At 41.8% G+C, this 13253-nt stretch carries 15 protein-coding genes and 2 riboswitches; of the genes, 7 read left to right on the top strand and 8 right to left on the bottom strand.

The genetic code is table 11. The features are described from left to right. Positions 1-71 precede the first annotated feature (71 nt). Positions 72-1559 (bottom strand): aldehyde dehydrogenase family protein, encoded by a 1488-nt coding sequence (locus BW986_RS08410; RefSeq protein ID WP_076366967.1) that lies wholly within the window; start codon positions 1557-1559, stop codon positions 72-74. Between the two features lie 272 nt (positions 1560-1831). Between BW986_RS08410 and BW986_RS08405 the strand changes: the two genes are divergently transcribed. Beyond that, on the top strand, positions 1832-3037 hold the full coding sequence (locus tag BW986_RS08405; protein ID WP_076366965.1) for an MFS transporter: 1206 nt from the start codon (positions 1832-1834) through the stop codon (positions 3035-3037). A 38-nt stretch (positions 3038-3075) separates the two neighbouring features. Here the strand turns inward: BW986_RS08405 and thiE are convergent, their stop codons facing one another. Genes thiE through tenA form a run of 5 tightly spaced genes read right to left on the bottom strand, consistent with a single transcriptional unit; the run spans position 3076 to position 6502 of the window. Continuing rightward, a complete protein-coding gene (gene thiE, locus BW986_RS08400; protein WP_076366963.1) occupies positions 3076-3708 on the bottom strand; it encodes a thiamine phosphate synthase in 633 nt (210 codons plus the stop codon). Beyond that, complete coding sequence (thiM, locus tag BW986_RS08395) at positions 3689-4504, bottom strand: hydroxyethylthiazole kinase (RefSeq protein ID WP_076366961.1); 816 nt, start codon at positions 4502-4504, stop codon at positions 3689-3691. The genes thiE and thiM overlap by 20 nt, the downstream gene beginning before the upstream one ends. Next, on the bottom strand, positions 4501-5307 hold the full coding sequence (thiD, locus tag BW986_RS08390; protein WP_076366959.1) for a bifunctional hydroxymethylpyrimidine kinase/phosphomethylpyrimidine kinase: 807 nt from the start codon (positions 5305-5307) through the stop codon (positions 4501-4503). The genes thiM and thiD overlap by 4 nt, the downstream gene beginning before the upstream one ends. Then, positions 5276-5797: an energy coupling factor transporter S component ThiW gene (gene thiW, locus BW986_RS08385; RefSeq protein ID WP_076367939.1), complete on the bottom strand. Its 522-nt coding sequence runs from the start codon at positions 5795-5797 to the stop codon at positions 5276-5278. The genes thiD and thiW overlap by 32 nt, the downstream gene beginning before the upstream one ends. A gap of 15 nt (positions 5798-5812) precedes the next feature. After that, positions 5813-6502 (bottom strand): thiaminase II, encoded by a 690-nt coding sequence (tenA, locus tag BW986_RS08380; RefSeq protein WP_076366957.1) that lies wholly within the window; start codon positions 6500-6502, stop codon positions 5813-5815. An 89-nt stretch (positions 6503-6591) separates the two neighbouring features. Then, positions 6592-6695, bottom strand: a riboswitch (TPP riboswitch). A 158-nt stretch (positions 6696-6853) separates the two neighbouring features. Continuing rightward, positions 6854-6958, top strand: a riboswitch (SAM riboswitch). 176 nt (positions 6959-7134) lie between these two features. On the opposite strand from tenA, the gene BW986_RS08375 reads away from it, so the two are divergent. Both BW986_RS08375 and BW986_RS08370 read left to right on the top strand, forming a co-directional pair. After that, positions 7135-7323 carry a Fur-regulated basic protein FbpA gene (locus BW986_RS08375; RefSeq protein ID WP_076366955.1) on the top strand — a complete coding sequence of 63 codons (189 nt, stop codon included), beginning with the start codon at positions 7135-7137 and terminating at the stop codon, positions 7321-7323. A 261-nt stretch (positions 7324-7584) separates the two neighbouring features. Further along, positions 7585-7779 carry an aspartyl-phosphate phosphatase Spo0E family protein gene (locus BW986_RS08370; RefSeq protein ID WP_142244554.1) on the top strand — a complete coding sequence of 65 codons (195 nt, stop codon included), beginning with the start codon at positions 7585-7587 and terminating at the stop codon, positions 7777-7779. 68 nt (positions 7780-7847) lie between these two features. Here the strand turns inward: BW986_RS08370 and BW986_RS08365 are convergent, their stop codons facing one another. Further along, the gene (locus BW986_RS08365; protein ID WP_076366951.1) at positions 7848-8354 is read right to left on the bottom strand and encodes a GNAT family N-acetyltransferase; all 507 of its coding nucleotides are present in this window, start codon (positions 8352-8354) and stop codon (positions 7848-7850) included. Positions 8355-8572: 218 nt separating this feature from the next. On the opposite strand from BW986_RS08365, the gene BW986_RS08360 reads away from it, so the two are divergent. Continuing rightward, on the top strand, positions 8573-9274 hold the full coding sequence (locus BW986_RS08360; protein WP_081395546.1) for a GDSL-type esterase/lipase family protein: 702 nt from the start codon (positions 8573-8575) through the stop codon (positions 9272-9274). Positions 9275-9322: 48 nt separating this feature from the next. Here the strand turns inward: BW986_RS08360 and BW986_RS08355 are convergent, their stop codons facing one another. After that, a complete protein-coding gene (locus BW986_RS08355; RefSeq protein WP_081395545.1) occupies positions 9323-11140 on the bottom strand; it encodes an ABC transporter ATP-binding protein in 1818 nt (605 codons plus the stop codon). Positions 11141-11351: 211 nt separating this feature from the next. Here BW986_RS08355 and BW986_RS08350 point away from each other — a divergent pair, with 211 nt between their 5' ends. From BW986_RS08350 to BW986_RS08340, 3 genes are all read left to right on the top strand, one after another. Next, complete coding sequence (locus BW986_RS08350) at positions 11352-11834, top strand: DinB family protein (protein ID WP_076366947.1); 483 nt, start codon at positions 11352-11354, stop codon at positions 11832-11834. A gap of 107 nt (positions 11835-11941) precedes the next feature. Beyond that, positions 11942-12448, top strand: a complete 507-nt coding sequence (locus BW986_RS08345) for a M15 family metallopeptidase (RefSeq protein WP_076367935.1) — start codon at positions 11942-11944, stop codon at positions 12446-12448. Between the two features lie 129 nt (positions 12449-12577). Continuing rightward, positions 12578-13120: an acyl-CoA thioesterase gene (locus BW986_RS08340; protein WP_076366945.1), complete on the top strand. Its 543-nt coding sequence runs from the start codon at positions 12578-12580 to the stop codon at positions 13118-13120. Positions 13121-13253 lie beyond the last annotated feature (133 nt).

The following is a 13253-nucleotide window of genomic DNA, read 5'->3' as shown; positions in this document are numbered from 1 at the left end:
TTTGGGACAGAGGACAATGGACTGAAAGAAAGAGGGCCTCTTTGAGACCCTCTTTCTTAATAGTCAAAAAATCACTTACCCAAATTGATCCAGACACTTTTCACTTCAGAATAGTTGTCGAGTGCATAAGATCCCATTTCACGTCCGATTCCGGATTGTTTGTAACCGCCGAAAGGGGAAGCTGCGTCGAACGCGTTATAACAGTTCACCCATACAGTACCGGCACGGAGTTTCCCTGCAACATAATGGGCATTGGCTATATCGCTAGTCCATAAGCCGGCAGCCAATCCATATTCACTGGCATTTGCACGGTTAATGACATCATCTAAATCCTCGAATGGCATTGCCGCTATGACTGGCCCGAAAATCTCTTCTTTGGCTATCGTCATATCCTCTTCGACACCAGCAAATATAGTAGGGGAAACAAAGTAGCCTTGTTCACCCGGTTTATTTCCGCCGACAAGAACTTCCGCACCCTCATTTTTCCCTTTTTCAATATAGCCCATTACCCGATTTTGCTGCTCCTCGGAAACAAGCGGTCCAATTTGTGTACTTGGATCTAAACCTACCCCTTGTTTGATGTTTTTTGCATGGCTTGCCATATCGGCAACAACATTATCATAATGTTTCTTTTGGATATAAACCCTGGAACCGGCACAGCATACCTGACCTTGGTTAAACATGACCCCATTCAAAGCTCCAGGGATGGCTTTTGAGAAATCCGCATCAGGTAGGATGATGTTTGGCGATTTCCCTCCAAGTTCCAATGTGACCCGTTTCAATGAATATGAAGCGGAGCGCATGATCAGTTTTCCAACTTCGGTCGAACCGGTAAATGCAATTTTATTTACTTGCGGATGGTCGACAAGTGCTTGTCCAGCGGTTTCACCAAAACCGGGAACGATATTGACGACCCCATCCGGGAATCCGGCTTCAGCCAATAATTCAGCCAGGTAAAGAGCGGAAAGCGGTGTTTGCTCAGCAGGCTTTAATACAACCGTACAGCCTGTAGCAAGTGCCGCTCCCAGTTTCCACATCGCCATAAGAAGCGGAAAGTTCCATGGGATGATTTGGCCGACAACACCAACAGCCTCGTGTTTAGTGTAGTTAAAATAATTTCCGCTTACTGGAATGGTCTGTCCGACAATCTTGGTGGACCAGCCAGCAAAATATCTCATATGTTCTATAGCTAAAGGAATGTCGGCATTGGTAGTTTCACTGATTGGTTTACCATTATCCAACGTTTCCAATTGAGCAAGTTCAGTTTTATTTTCTTCCATTAAATCAGCAAGTTTATACATTAGCCTACTGCGTGAAGCTGCGCTCATTCTTGACCAAGGCCCTTCATCGAATGCTTTGCGTGCAGCTTTGACGGCTAAGTCGATATCTTCTTTATCAGCTTCATAAACATCGGCAAGTTTTTGTCCTGTGGCAGGATTAGGTGTGGAGAAGGTTTTTTTTGAAGCACTTTCTACAAACTGACCATTAATATAGAGCTTTTTTGGTCCTGTTAAAAATTTTTGCAGCTTTCCACTTACTTCTAACGTTAGATTTGTCATAATTACCCTCCTGAATAAAATGTTTATCTTGGGCAAAACATGATGACTTATTGTTAACGCTATGATTTATGCCAATTTTTATGATAAATGAAAAAAAGGGAATATTCAATCTATATCATTCGACAGAATATTCAAGATTTCTTCATCATAAAAAAAAATGAAGTATTATTTTGTCATGACATGTGTAAATACTATAGCAAAAATGAAAGTTAATAGTTAAAATGAATAAGGATAAAATAACAAGAAGGTCTAAAGTTCTTCAGGAGGAATATATGGGAAATGATGCGAAAATGATATCGCAACGTAAGATACTGGGTGTTGCGGGTCTTGGATGGATGTTCGATGCACTTGATGTCGGTATGCTTTCTTTCATTATTGTTGCTTTGAAACAGGACTGGAACTTAACCAGTGAGCAGGTTGGCTGGATTGGGAGCATAAACTCAATAGGAATGGCTGTTGGAGCCGTATTCTTTGGTGCGATGGCTGACAGGGTCGGACGGAAGAATGTCTTTATCATTACATTATTAATGTTTTCAATCGCAAGTGGTCTGTCTGCAGCAGTCAGTACACTCAGCTTGTTCTTGATATTGCGATTTTTGATTGGAATGGGACTTGGAGGAGAACTTCCGGTTGCCTCGACATTGGTCTCTGAAAGTGTTGAAGCAAGTAAAAGGGGAAGGGTTGTCGTCCTTCTTGAAAGTTTTTGGGCGGTTGGCTGGATTTTGGCAGCACTCATCTCCTATTTCATCATTCCGGCTTATGGTTGGCGCGTTGCATTGTTATTGAGCGCAGTTCCAGCTTTATATGCGCTGTATCTGCGCTTGAAACTGCCGGATTCACCCAAGTATACGGAACTAGAAAAAAAGCAGAGGCCATCTGTATTAAGCAATATGAAAAGTGTCTGGAAAAAGGAATACTCCCGTCAGACCCTTGTATTGTGGATTCTATGGTTTTGCGTGGTATTTTCTTATTATGGGATGTTTTTATGGCTGCCAAGTGTGATGGTCCTAAAAGGCTTCAGCATGATTCAAAGCTTTGAATATGTTTTGATCATGACGCTTGCACAGCTTCCGGGCTATTTTTCAGCAGCATGGCTGATAGAGAAGATGGGACGTAAATTCGTTTTGATCACATACTTAATTGGAACGGCCGTCAGTGCCTTTTTCTTTGGATCATCAGAGGGGCTGGCACTGCTGATAGTTTCCGGGATGTTCCTATCATTCTTCAACCTAGGGGCGTGGGGTGCACTATATGCATATACACCTGAGCAGTATCCAACAGCAGTTCGTGGTACAGGTGCTGGGTTAGCTGCAGGGATCGGGAGGATTGGCGGTGTCCTCGGACCGTTGCTTGTAGGATATCTAGTTGCCGCAGACACCCCGATTTCATCGGTTTTCACCATTTTTACAATCGCTATTCTAGTGGGTGCGATTGCCGTTGCTTTTGGGAAGGAAACAAAGAATACCGTTTTGAGATAAACAAAAGGAAGGGGACTGTAATCAGTCCCCTCTTTTCCTTAAGTAAAGTCTTTTATGATTTTTAAGAGGGATTCAGAGGCGCTCTTCGGACTTTCTGCATTCATGATCGCCGATACGACAGCGGTACCGGATAGCCCGCTATCAGAAAGAGCGGAAATGTTATCTGCAGTGATGCCCCCGATGGCTACGGCGGGAATGGACACGCTGCTGCAAATTTCCTCCAAATCCCCAATGGCCATCAGTGTTGCATCTTGTTTGGTCTTTGTAGGGAAAACGGAACCCACTCCAATATAGTCTGCTCCATTTCGTTCGGCTTCGAGAGCTTCTTCAAGAGTGGAGACAGATACACCGACAATCATGTCTTCAGGAACCATTTGTTTGACGACACTCAGTGGTAGGTCATCTTGCCCAATATGAATTCCGTCCGCGGCAACCGCAAGTGCTATATCCACCCGGTCGTTGATGATAAGGGGAATGGACAGCTCATTCAATAACTGTTTTAATGCAGAAGCTTTTTTATAAAAGGAAAGGGAGGAATTGTTTTTCTCTCTAAGTTGTACGATCGAGACGCCTCCTGAAACTGATTCTGCAATGATTTTGGTCAATTCTTCTAATGCTATGGACTCTTCCGTAACTAAATACAGGCTTAAATCAATTTGGGACTTCTTCATATATTTTCACCTCATGCATCCAGATTTCCTTATCCATTCTTGATATCGCATCGATTAATCGCATACGAAACGTTCCTGTTCCTTCATCTTTTTGAAGGTTTGCGGCAGCTAGTTCCCCTGAAATGCTCATGGTTGAGATACCGGCAATTGCCGCAGAATAGAAATCGTCGGTGACTCCGGAAAAAGTGCCGATAAGAGCGGTGGACATGCAACCGGTACCTGTAACATTAGTTAATAGGATGTTCCCATTGTCGATGATGGACGTATGTTTTCCATCGCTGATTGCATCCTTGGCTCCGCTGACCACGACGATACTATTCAATTTATTGGCTGCTCGTGCAGCCAGCTCTGCATTGCTAATCGCTAGTTCCCCCGAATCCACCCCGCGTGTAACGGTATCCCCACCCATCAATGAAAGGACCTCACTCGCATTCCCGCGAATGATTTGGAAAGTAACCTTACTTAGGAGCTCTTTGGCCTGCTCTGTACGATAGGGGGTGGCACCAACTCCCACCGGGTCTAAAATGACCGGGATATCCATGGTATTTGCCGTCTTACCGGCTATCTCCATCGCTTCCAAGGCTTTATCATCGATCGTACCGAAATTCAGGACCAATGCATCTGCTAATTTGACCATATCCGCCACTTCTCTTGGGCTCGATGTCATTACTGGTGAACCCCCGATGGCAAGGGTGGCATTTGCACAGTCGTTGACCGTAACGAAGTTTGTGATTTGGTGAATGAGTGGTTTTCTTTCTTTTACCTTCACGAATAAATCGGCTGCAGAAACCTTCATATTAATTCACTCCGTTCTTTTTTTGAAAATGAATGAAAATGATGGACAGGCCCATGACCTTTACCGATGGAAAAGCTATTGCGTATCGCTTCAGAAATATAGGTCTTGGCCTGTTCGATCGACGCTTGCAATGGCAGCCCATTTGCCAGGTTTGATGTAATGGCGGATGATAGGGTACAGCCCGTGCCATGTGTGTTTTTTGTATGAATCCGCTCTCCCTCGATCCAATGGAAGTCAGTCCCATCATAAAAAAGATCATTTGGATTTCCTGCTGCATGGCCTCCTTTAAGTAAAACGGCTTTGGGACCCATTTCTTTTATTGAAATGCATGCCTTGTAGAAATCTTGTTCCGTTCGAATCGACAAGCCAGTAAGTACTTCCGCTTCCGGTACATTTGGGGTTACAAGTGTTGCAAGCGGAAGCAAATCCATTTTTAAGGCAGAGACAGCCTTTTCGTCGAGCAAATGGTGGCCGCTTTTGGATATCATGACAGGGTCAAGGATAACGATGGCAGGCATGAAGGTTTTAAGGGACGCAGAAACTGTTTCCACGATTTCTTTTGATCCAAGCATGCCTATTTTTACTGCATCGACAGTAATATCTTCAAAGATAGCTGCAATTTGATCTGATATGATAGCTGTTTCAATTGGCTGTACTGAACGGACTTCCATTGTATTTTGTGCGGTTACGGCTGTGATGGCAGACATGCCAAAGACACCATGTGCAGAAAATGTTTTTAAATCCGCTTGGATTCCAGCCCCGCCCCCTGAGTCAGAGCCTGCGATGGTTAATGCTGTTTTCATAAAAAAACCCCTTCATATAAGTATTTTTTAGAAGTATTTTAAGTAATATGAAAGCTAAAATCGCACCAGCGAATGAACTGAGCATAAAAGCCGGTAAAAAACCAAAAAGAGCAGCTTTTTCTCCCAATAGGAGGATGGCAAGTGGATAACAGGCCAGGGAACCGATAATGCCGGTCCCGATCACTTCCCCTAAACAAGCGAATTTTAAGCTTTGTGTTTTTTGATAAAGGATTGCGGCCAAAAGTGCACCGATCATGCTCCCGGGAAAGGCGAAAATTGAACCGGTCCCAGACATGTTTCTAATGATGGAAACTAAAAAAGCTTGTGTCACAGCATAAGCTGGCCCCAAAAGAACGGCCGTCAGGACATTTGCCAGATGCTGAATAGGAAAGACCTTTGCAAATCCTGCAGGTATGAAAATAAATGAACTGGTCAGCGTCGTAATAGCCGTGATCATGGCAGTCAACGTCAGTTTCTTGATGGGATTCATCATCATGTCAACGCCCTACAGCGGCCAATCCTGCTCATTATGAACCATATCCCAGAATAAATATTCATATCGGGAAGTAACCAAAAAGTGCTTTTCCAATCTAAGAAGTTCCGTTTCTGGCATGCCTTCCGTCAATTCTTCCAACAAAGCGATCAGCCATTTGTGTGCTTCCCCGAATTCAGGAGATGAATAGGACCTTATCCAATCTGCGTAGCGATTGTTTTCCAATGCTGCTCCATTTTGTTCTTTTAAAAGCAAACCGATTTCATAATAATCCCAGGCGCAGGGCAGGAGACAGGCGATCAAGTCTGCCAAAGTCCCATGCTGAGCAGCATTTAGCATGTATCCTGTATAGGCTAGAGTGGTTGGAGTAGGTTCTGTATCTTCCAATTCCTTGGAACTGATACCGAATTCGGAAGCATAATGCCGATGAATATCCATTTCCACTTGAAGGGTTTCATTTAAAATACTCGCAAACTTTGCCATCGTTTCGATGTTATGAGCTTTGATGACACCTAAAGCAAAGAGCTTGGAATAATCCATGAGGTAGATATAATCCTGCTTCAGGTAATAGGCAAATTTCTTTTCAGGAAGCGTACCATTTCCAATTGCCTGGACAAAGGGATGTGAATGGTTCTTTTTCCAAATCTCCTTTGACCGTGCATGTAGTCTATCACTGAATGATTCTAATTTAACATTCTCCATTGTTCATCCTCCTTTAGAATGGATCCCCTTGTTAATGAAAAAACCCGTTCCTGAATTCGGAACGGGGTAGATGGATATAGTCTGTAAATGGACGATATCATCCACTTCCCTCCGCCGGTATGAGCCGGTTCAGGTTCAAAGGGTCCGGAACTAATTCCATCTCAGTCTAAAAAAGACTCCCCTAGTGGTGTGAATTGTATGTAATTACTGACATCATATCAGAAAGACAAGAAAATGCAACCCGTATTTGAAAGAGGGACCATTTTATGTCCAGGAAAAAAGGGAGAACCAGGTAATTGACTTTTGATGTTTATTAGGATAAAATCATTTCTACATCATTTATATATCGATTTCTTATCCAGAGAGGTGGAGGGACTTGGCCCAAAGAAACCTCGGCAGCGGACCCGTTTTGGGAACTGTGCTAAATCCAACAAGCATATGCTTGGAAGATAAGAAGAGCCGTACGGACACTGTCAGCCTCTTCTTGAATTAGAAGGGGCTTTTATTTTTTGGAAATAACGTTTAGTGACATAATAGAAAAGGTATATATAATTTGGTGAAAATCAAACAAGTTGTTAAAGTTTAGCTAACTAGAAGCAGGCTCTAGGATGACTAGGAAAGGAGCCAATTACATGGCAGAATTATTTAAGAGGATTGAACAGAGGAAGGCAAAGCTTATTGAAGAGTTATTGGCCAATGGAGTATACAAAACCTCTGATGAAAGGCACCTTTATGATGCCCCATTAAAAGTTCTTGAAGATGAATATAAGATTGTTATAAATAGACCCAATACCGAGTCACCTTCTGAATGGATGACATAGTAAACGATAAACGATGGGCTAGAGTTGGGGATTTTGGATAAGGGATATGATGTAAGCATTCGCAGTCTACACTAGTGGATGCTTTTTTTGCGTTTGCTAGAAAATGACACAAAATATACATAATTATAGAATTAATAGTCATTTTGTCACATTTGACCTGTAAAATAACACATTTAATTTCTGAAAAATAGTTGATTTTAACTAGTAGTTTCATTATGGTGAAAGTGTTAAAAAATTGAATAAATGGGAGGCGGTTATATAATGCCCTGCCGTAAGATAACTATAGAAAAAGTAGAAGAAAAGAGAAAAGAAATGATCAACTTGGCAGCAATTTACGGCTTATCAAGTCTGTTAACTGTTCAAGCCAGTCAAGAATTGGATACGCTATTAAATGCGTTAACAAGTAAAAGAGATTCTGAACATTATCCCCTCCGTAAAGCATATAGGTATTTTTAAATTAGCCAATTCGGCCTCGATTAATATGAAAAAGCTACTGCTCAAGGCAATAGCTCTAAAGAATGATATTACATATCGACACGTTTACCAAGTATGACCAAATCCCGCTCAATGCCATCGAGCTCGGCAACTTGAGGTAAATGTGCCCATTCTTCAAACCCGAATTTGGAAAAAAGCTTAAGGCTAGGTGTATTGTGGGCAAAAATGAAACCCAATAGAGTCTTAACACCTAATTTTGGACTCAATTCAATTGCCTTTTGAATCGAAATTTGTCCGATTCCTTTTCCCCGGAAATAATCATCAATATAAATGCTGATTTCGGCAGTGGAATTATATGCCGGTCGGCCATAGAAGGATTGAAAGCTCATCCACCCAGCAGTTTTCCCTTCTATAGTAATGATAAATAGCGGTCTACTTTCTGAATGATGTTCCTCAAACCATTTCACCCGCGATTGGACGGATACAGGTTCCGTATCTGCCGTGACCATTCTTGAAGCAATTGTCGAATTATATATTTCAACAATTCTGGGTAGATCAGATAGTTCTGCCTCTCTAAACTCTATGTGCTCTTCCATGATGTAAACTCCTAACTATCATTTTATTCAATCTCCAGAATGAAGGGTAATCCCGTTTTTTGTTTAAGAGACGGTGAATGACACCCAATCCATTGAAAGTTTTTTATTATCATACACTCTTTACTCTTTATCTGACAATTTTTTTATGTTAAGACTGCAGATTTTTTGGGTATGTAAAAGATTAAATACTTCTAGTAAAGAGACAAAAGGAGAACGAAATGAAAAAATTGGCAGGTTTATTGATTATTGTATTGGTTATATGTTTTGCTGCATATGAATTTCAGGCCTCGGAGTCGGAAGATGTGCAAAGGGTGATGGCTTTTGGAGATTCATTAACCTATGGAAAAGGGGATAAGGACGGGGAAGGATATATAGAAGGCCTTGAGGATGAATTGAATAATCCGCAATCGGAACAAAAAGTGAGTTTTTGGAATTACGGTATAAAAGGCCAGGAAACGGATGGGGTGATGAAACAGCTTGATGATTACCGCATTAAAACGAAACTTGATGAAGCCGATACTTTCATCGTTTATATTGGAACGAATGACTTGATCAATAGTAACGGTGGGAACTTGGAGAAAATAAGTGACCGAGAAATCATTGAAGGTAAACGGGAGTATATCAGCCATCTGAAAAAGATTACATCAACATTGATAGAGGCAAACGATAAAGCGGATATTCTGGTAGTAGGACTATATAACCCAATTAAAGACAATCAAAAACTTGAAAAGCACATTCGCGATTATAACCTGTCAATAAAGGGAATAGCGGATAAAGATAAAAGGATGTTATTCATTCCTACAAATGATCTTTTTGAAGGTAAAAAGAAAACAGAGTATTTCAGTGATAAGTTACATCCGAATGAAAAAGGGTATCAGCTCATTGCGAATCGAGTTTTGGAAAGTTATGATTTCAAATGAGCAAAAATGCACAGGAAGGCTTTCTGTGCATTTTTGCCAGCTAAGTAGCTAGGAGTTTGATATCGCTTTTAGTTGAGGGAACTGCAAGTCATGGAGTTGCTTGTATCTGCCGTTGTTTTGCAGTAACTGTTCATGTGTTCCTTGTTCATGAACCTGCCCTTTTTCCAGAACGAAAATTTGATCGGCATCATGAATGGTTGATAAACGATGTGCTATTACTATTGAAGTCCGGTTCTTCATTAAACGTGATAATGCTTGCTGGATCAAATGTTCGGATTCTGTATCCAAGGCGGCCGTTGCTTCATCGAGAATGATGATTTGCGGATTTTTCAAAAGTGCCCTGGCGATGGCAATGCGCTGTTTTTGTCCGCCTGAAAGCTTGACTCCGCGCTCTCCAATCTGAGAACCATAACCATCAGGAAAGGCACTTATAAAGTCATGGGCATTTGCCGCTTTGGCGGATTCGATGATTTCAGCATCTGTAGCATCAAGTTTGCCATACACGATGTTATCACGGATGGAACCATTGAATAAAATGATATCCTGAGAAACAATTCCCATTTGTCCCCGTAATGATTTCAATGACACTTCTTTGATATCATGACCATCCATTTTAATCGTGCCATCTTGCGGATCATAAAATCGGATCAAAAGGCTCGTGATGGTAGATTTTCCAGCGCCAGAGGAGCCGACCAGAGCAGTTGCTTGACCAGCTTTCATGGTCAGGTTTAAATTGCTGAGTACAGGTACACTCTCATCATAAGCAAAATCGACACATTGAAATTCTATTTGCTTTTTTATGGCAGGGAGTTCAATGGCATTTCCCTTGTCACTTATTTCAGGTTGGGTTTCCAATATTTCAGTTATCCGCTCAAAGGCGGCTGCTGATTGCTGGACAATGCTGATGACCCGGCTGAAATTGCGAACCGGACTCTGCAGTAACCTCAAATAGGCGAGAAAGGCCACGATTAACCCAATTGTGAATTCACCTTCCATCACTTGCCAAGCACCGAACACAATGACTGCTACAAGACCGATATTGTTCAATAAATCAATAATCGGACCGAACATGGAACGCAGCCGAACGGACTTAAGGTTTGCAGCCATATTTTCCTGATTACGCTCCCCAAACCTCCTTGATTCGAATTCTTCATTTGTAAAAGATTGAATGAGCCGCATTCCTGAAATGGAATCCTGTAACTGGTTGCTGACATCTCCTGCGGAACTTTGCACAGACCTAAATGACATCCTGATGCGTTTCCCGAATGCCCTTGTGATATAGAACATGAAAGGGAATGTAAAAAGAAGGACAATGGTCAGCTTCCAGTTAATGAAAAGCATATATACCGCCACGGCAATGAAAGTCACCGTGTCAGTCAAGACCTGGAGCATGCTCGAAGAGATGAGCTGCTGCAGTAAATTGACATCATTGGTCAACCGCGACATTAAGTCACCAGTACGGTTTTTGTCAAAGAATTTCATATCCAGTGTTTGAATATGGTCATACATGCTATTCCGTATATCCATAATAGCCTTTTGACCGACCTTGGAAACGATATAGCTGTTAAAGTAGTTCAGTAAAGCCAATAAAATGGCAGCACAAAGAATTCCTGCGCCAATCCAGATTAACGAGTCATATCTTTTTTCGGGAATGATTGTATCAATCGTATACTGCGTCAACTGGGGGATGGAGAACTCAAGCAATGAAATGAAAAGCATGATACATAAAACCAAAGAGCAAAACTTCCACTTCGATGGTACCCGATTGAACATTTGCTGGAGCATCAACCAAATGCTTCCTTTTGAGGGTATTGCATGCATGGTACTGCGGCCTTTGTGGCTGAATGGAATATGTCCTCCACTCATAGCGATCACTCCTATTTTGACTATCCTTGATGTTTTGAAAGTCATTTGAATTAGATGGTTTTTGCCTTTATGACTATCATAGAGCTTTTCAAAAATTAGACAACATTTAAGCCGTTCGTTTCAGTCAAAAAGTATTATTATTTTACACTTTCCTATAGGACATGGAATAATTAAAGGAGATTAGCGAGGCTGATAAGAGGAGATGCTATAAGTGAATGAAAATGAAAAAGTCAGGGAAGAACTTTTAAATGCGGTCATCGGACTAACGGATGAACAGCTGAACACCCATCCTGAACGAGGACGATGGAGCATCATGCAGGTTTTGGATCATTTATATTTAATGGAGAGGGCCATAACAAAGGGCATTTCCGATAAATTGAAAAGCGATGATAGCATTCCTGCTGTGGACAAACCGATCGAGCTTACTTTAAATCGTGAAATGAAGGTCCAGGCCCCGCCATTTGTCATTCCGTCAGGATCATACCAAACTTTGAGTGAGATTAAGGAAAAGTTGTCCGAATCCCGAAAAGCTTTTGTACAGGTCGTTGACCATGCAAAGAAAACTGACCTCGAACAAAAGTCTTTTCCACATCCTTTGTTTAAAGATTTAAGCTTGAAGCAATGGATCCCATTCGTGGGACTGCATGAAAAACGGCATTTATTGCAAATTGAAGAATTGAAAGCAAAGTTATAATAGAAGAAAAACTCATCCGTCTTTGGCTGAGTTTTTCACTTTCAGACAGATATTCGTAAAGGAAGGATTTTTCAGTGAAAGCCACTTGGGTAAGGACATGTTTGGTAATGGGCTTTTTCGGATTAATGCTGGGGCTCTTGTTCAAGTATATGCTTCCGCCTGATCTAGATGAAATCGAACTGACTGACGAGCTAAATCCGATCGTCGCCGAAAAAAAAGACGAGCTCATTCAACAGGCTAATGACAAAGGCATCCCGGTTATCATTACGGCGGGGTTCCGGTCTTTAGCCGAGCAAAATGAACTCTATGAAAAAGGCAGATCAGGCCCGGGCAACATCGTAACGAATGCAAGAGGCGGCGAGTCGCTGCATAATTTCGGTTTGGCGATAGATTTTGCCCTACTTAACAAACAAGGCGAGGCCATTTGGGATATGAGTTATGACGGCAACGATAATGGAAAGTCGGATTGGATGGAAGTTGTAACCATCGCTAAAGGGTTAGGTTTTGATTGGGGAGGGGATTGGGCAGGGTTCAAGGATTATCCGCATTTACAAATGACATTTGGCTTGAGCCTGCGTGAGCTGCAACAAGCCAAGCAGCCAAAAGGGCAGTGATAGGGGTGGCTTCATAATACCGCATAAATTTTGACTAAAAGCAGGAAAATAAGCATGTGAATTGCTTTACAGGTAAGAATTCGATAAAGTGGAATAGTGAGAAATCAGACATAAAGGAGTGCAGTCACCATGGAAGAAACAAAACATTGCCGGGACTCTTTGGTCATAAAAACTAGCCTTGTCCTCCCGCCGGATACAAATAATATTGGTACGATGTTCGGAGGCAAATTAATGGCATACATTGATGATGTAGCGGCTATATCAGCCATGCGTCATGCGCGAAGCAACGTCGTTACGGCATCAACTGATTCTGTCGATTTCCTGCACCCTATTCATGAAGGAAATGCTGTTTGCCTTGAAAGCTTCGTGACTTATACGGGCAGAACATCAATGGAAATCATCGTAAAGGTGATTGCAGAGGATTTAGTTACAGGAGATCGGAATTTATGCGTCATTTCTTTCTTGACATTTGTTGCCATTAATGAGGAAGGTAAACCAATTCCAGTCCCGCGTTTGGTTCCTGAAACAGAGATGGAAATGAATTTAAATGAATCAGCAAAACAACGGGCCCAAATAAGGAAAAAAAGAAGGGAAGATACACAGTTCATTGCAAGTACTTTCGGTGTGAAACTGCCATGGACCGATCAATCGAAGCCAGGATTATATAAATAAGATACGCATCTCTTTAGTCTTCTTATTGATGATTGAGACCGAATTCATTGTGATTTGGTCTTTTATTTATCGCCATTGGTTTTGGGAAAATCAGTACGCTCATCTTTCAGCATGTTATTATCCGTATGGGAAA

The sequence above is a fragment of the Peribacillus simplex genome (assembly GCF_900156045.1).
Taxonomy (GTDB): Bacteria; Bacillota; Bacilli; order Bacillales; family DSM-1321; genus Peribacillus; species Peribacillus simplex_D.
The sequence above is the reverse complement of the archived record's forward strand: the minus strand, read 5'-3'. Positions and strand labels throughout refer to the sequence as shown.

Excerpts from the sequence above, each read along its gene's own strand:
- BW986_RS08345 (WP_076367935.1), top strand. The coding sequence starts at position 11,942 with ATGGGCTTTTTCGGATTAATGCTGGGGCTCTTGTTCAAGTATATGCTT.
- BW986_RS08410 (WP_076366967.1), bottom strand. The coding sequence starts at position 1,559 with ATGACAAATCTAACGTTAGAAGTAAGTGGAAAGCTGCAAAAATTTTTA.
- BW986_RS08355 (WP_081395545.1), bottom strand. The coding sequence starts at position 11,140 with ATGAGTGGAGGACATATTCCATTCAGCCACAAAGGCCGCAGTACCATG.
- BW986_RS08370 (WP_142244554.1), top strand. The coding sequence starts at position 7,585 with ATGCCCTGCCGTAAGATAACTATAGAAAAAGTAGAAGAAAAGAGAAAA.
- BW986_RS08365 (WP_076366951.1), bottom strand. The coding sequence starts at position 8,354 with ATGGAAGAGCACATAGAGTTTAGAGAGGCAGAACTATCTGATCTACCC.
- thiD (WP_076366959.1), bottom strand. The coding sequence starts at position 5,307 with ATGAAAACAGCATTAACCATCGCAGGCTCTGACTCAGGGGGCGGGGCT.
- thiW (WP_076367939.1), bottom strand. The coding sequence starts at position 5,797 with ATGAATCCCATCAAGAAACTGACGTTGACTGCCATGATCACGGCTATT.
- thiM (WP_076366961.1), bottom strand. The coding sequence starts at position 4,504 with ATGAAGGTTTCTGCAGCCGATTTATTCGTGAAGGTAAAAGAAAGAAAA.
- BW986_RS08340 (WP_076366945.1), top strand. The coding sequence starts at position 12,578 with ATGGAAGAAACAAAACATTGCCGGGACTCTTTGGTCATAAAAACTAGC.
- BW986_RS08360 (WP_081395546.1), top strand. The coding sequence starts at position 8,573 with ATGAAAAAATTGGCAGGTTTATTGATTATTGTATTGGTTATATGTTTT.
- tenA (WP_076366957.1), bottom strand. The coding sequence starts at position 6,502 with ATGGAGAATGTTAAATTAGAATCATTCAGTGATAGACTACATGCACGG.
- BW986_RS08375 (WP_076366955.1), top strand. The coding sequence starts at position 7,135 with ATGGCAGAATTATTTAAGAGGATTGAACAGAGGAAGGCAAAGCTTATT.
- BW986_RS08405 (WP_076366965.1), top strand. The coding sequence starts at position 1,832 with ATGGGAAATGATGCGAAAATGATATCGCAACGTAAGATACTGGGTGTT.
- thiE (WP_076366963.1), bottom strand. The coding sequence starts at position 3,708 with ATGAAGAAGTCCCAAATTGATTTAAGCCTGTATTTAGTTACGGAAGAG.